This window comes from Variovorax sp. GW531-E2 (genome assembly GCF_059423125.1).
Window position 1 is genome coordinate 1 of the sequence record NZ_JBWKXQ010000125.1, and the last position, 2,777, is coordinate 2,777.

A 2,777-nucleotide genomic window follows, 5' to 3' on the forward strand; every position below is an offset into this window, starting at 1 on the left:
CCGTGATCGTGGCATCGGGGCGTGGGGGCGCCGCATCGTCTTTGCCTCCTTCCCCCCGAGCCGATCGGCCAAAGACGCGGATCAAGGTCAAGCGCATCAAGCCGCCCGAACCGGTGCTGCGCCCGCGTGGCATCGGGTTGTGGCTGGGGCTGCTCGCGGTCGCGCTGCTGCTGGTGGTCGCGGGCTGGCTGGGCTACGGGACCGGCAGCAAGGCGCCCGAGCCGGCCGTGGCACCGCCTCCTGTCGCAGCGCCGGCTCCCGTCGCGACGCCGCCGGCGGTCGAAGCACCACCGGCCGCGACCGAGCCTGCGCCGCCCGTGGCCGAAGCGCCACCTGCGGAAGCGGTCGCCGAGCCGGCGGAAGCCGCACCGAAGCCGACGCCTGTCGCGAAGCCGCGCAAGCCCGTGACACCTCCCGCACCGGCGTCCCAGGCCCCGCCCGCCGCAGCACCTGTGGCGGCTGCCCCGGCACCCGCGCCAGCGACACCGGCCCCGCCGGCCGACCCGCAGGCCCAATGCGGCGACCGCAACTTCATCGCCAAGGCGCAATGCATGGCGGCCCAGTGCGTGAAGCCCGAGTACAGGTCGCACGCACAGTGCGAGGCGGTGCGCCGTCAGCAGCGCATCGAAGAGGAAAAGCGCAACCCGTCGCTCTTGAACTGAGCCTGCGACGGCGGGCTCAGCCCTTCTGCAGCCGCTCGATGGCAATCGCCAGCGCGGCGGGCTTGCCCGACAGCACGAGGGTGTCGCCGTCCGACAGCAGCGTGTCGTCGGCCGGCACGCGCGCCTGGCCGTCCTGGCGGCGCAGGCTGGCCACCCGCACACCCAGCGTCGGCAGCGCCATCCGTTCGAGCGTCTGGCCGATGGCGCGTGCGCCCGGCGTGAGCGTGAAGCTGTTCAGGCGCTCGTGGTCGATCTCGTCGGCGTTGTCGTCGTCGGCGCCGTGAAAGTAGCCGCGCAGCAGGTTGTAGCGCGCGTCGCGCTGGTCCTGCACCACGCGGATCACGCGCCGCATCGGCACGCCGACCAGCGCCAGCGCATGGCTGGCGAGCATCAGCGACCCCTCGATGGCCTCGGGCACCACCTCGGTCGCGCCGGCGGCCTGCAGTTTCTCGAGGTCGTGGTCGTCCTGGGTGCGCACGATCACCGGCACGTGCGGCGCATGGGCGCGGGTGTTGGCCAGCACCTTCATCGCGCCGCCCACGTCCAGGTAGGTGACGACCACCGCGCTGGCGCGCGCCAGGCCCGCGGCCATCAGCGCCTGCAGCCGCGCCGCGTCGCCGAACACCACCGAATCGCCGGCCGCGGCGGCCTGGCGCACGCGGTCGGGGTCCAGGTCGAGCGCCATGTAGGGAATGCCTTCGCGCTCCAGGATGCGCGCCAGGTTCTGGCCGCAGCGCCCGTAGCCGCAGATGATCACGTGCTGCGCGGTGTTGATGGTCTTGCGCGCGATGGTCGTCATCTGCAGCGACTGCTGCAGCCAGTCGCTGGCCACCAGCTTTCGCACGATGGCGTTGCTGTACATGATGATGAAGGGCGTGGCCAGCATCGACAGCACCATCGACGCGAGCACCGGGTTGGCCAGCCACGGCGGCAGCAGGTTGCGGTCCTGCGCGAGCGCCAGCAGCACGAAGCCGAACTCGCCGGCCTGTGCCAGGTACAGGCCGGTGCGCAGCGACACGCCCGAGGTGGCGCCCAGCACCCGCGCCAGCACCGTCACCAGCCCCAGCTTGAACAGCAGCGGCACCAGCAGCAGCACCGCCACCAGCAGCCAGCGCTCGACCACGATGTGCCAGTCGAGCGACATGCCCACGGTGATGAAGAACAGCCCCAGCAGCACGTCGTGGAAGGGGCGGATGTCGGTCTCGACCTGGTGCTTGTATTCGGTTTCCGACACCAGCATGCCGGCGATGAAGGCACCCAGCGCCAGGCTCAGGCCGGCCAGCTCGGTGAGCCAGGCCAGGCCCAGCGTGATCAGCAGCACGTTCAGGATGAACAGCTCCTCGCTGCGCCGCCGCGCCACCAGCGTGAGCCACCAGCGCATGATGCGCGGCCCGCCGTACAGCAGCACGCCGATGAGGAAGGTGGCCTTCACCAGCGCGAAGCCCAAGGCCTTGGCCAGCGCCTCGGGCGGCGCGCCCAGCGCGGGAATCAGCACCAGCAGCGGCACCACGGCCAAATCTTGAAACAGCAGCACGCCCATCACGCGCTTGCCGTGTTCGCTCTCCAGCTCGAGCCGCTCGGCCATCAGCTTGACCACGATGGCGGTGCTGCTCATGGTGAGCGCGCTCGACAGCGCCAGCGTGGTCTGCCACCCCAGCTGCCAGGCCGGCGGCAGCTGCGTGGCGATCAGCAGCGCGCCGGCGGTGGCCAGCGCCATGGTCAGCAGCACCTGCGCCATGCCCAGCCCGAACACGTGCTTGCGCATGGCGCGCAGCTTGGGCAGGCTGAACTCGAGCCCGATCACGAACATCAGGAACACCACGCCGAATTCGCCCAGGTGGCGGATGCCTTCGGAGTTCTGCGCCAGCGCCAGCGCATGCGGGCCGATGAGCACGCCGGCCGTCAGGTAGCCGAGCATCGGCGGCAGCTTGAGCGACCGGCAGGCCACCACGCCGATCACCGCGGCCAACAGATACAACAGCGTGAGATCGAACGAAGACATAGGCGCCGATGCTAGAGCAATGTCCGTGCCCCGGGCTTCCCCGGGCCATGTGATCGCCGACCGCGCCCGCCTCGTAAAATCCGGCGATGAGCTCCCGCCCCGCCCCGACCCAC

Annotated in this window: 2 protein-coding genes; one reads left to right on the forward strand and one right to left on the reverse strand. The window is 70.9% G+C overall.

Annotated features, from left to right (window positions below; all coding sequences use genetic code 11):
* Nucleotides 1-662 (forward strand): zinc ribbon domain-containing protein (locus tag AC07XP_RS32155; RefSeq protein WP_495266947.1); only part of this gene is annotated, 662 nt, incomplete at its 5' end.
* A gap of 16 nt (nt 663-678) precedes the next feature.
* On the opposite strand, the gene AC07XP_RS32160 is transcribed toward AC07XP_RS32155, so the two are convergent.
* Nucleotides 679-2,664 (reverse strand): monovalent cation:proton antiporter family protein, encoded by a 1,986-nt coding sequence (locus AC07XP_RS32160; RefSeq protein ID WP_307582434.1) that lies wholly within the window; start codon nt 2,662-2,664, stop codon nt 679-681.
* Nucleotides 2,665-2,777: the final 113 nt, after the last annotated feature.

Bases quoted from the DNA above. Each gene is read 5' to 3' on its own strand.
- AC07XP_RS32160 (WP_307582434.1), bottom strand. From the start codon at position 2,664: ATGTCTTCGTTCGATCTCACGCTGTTGTATCTGTTGGCCGCGGTGATC.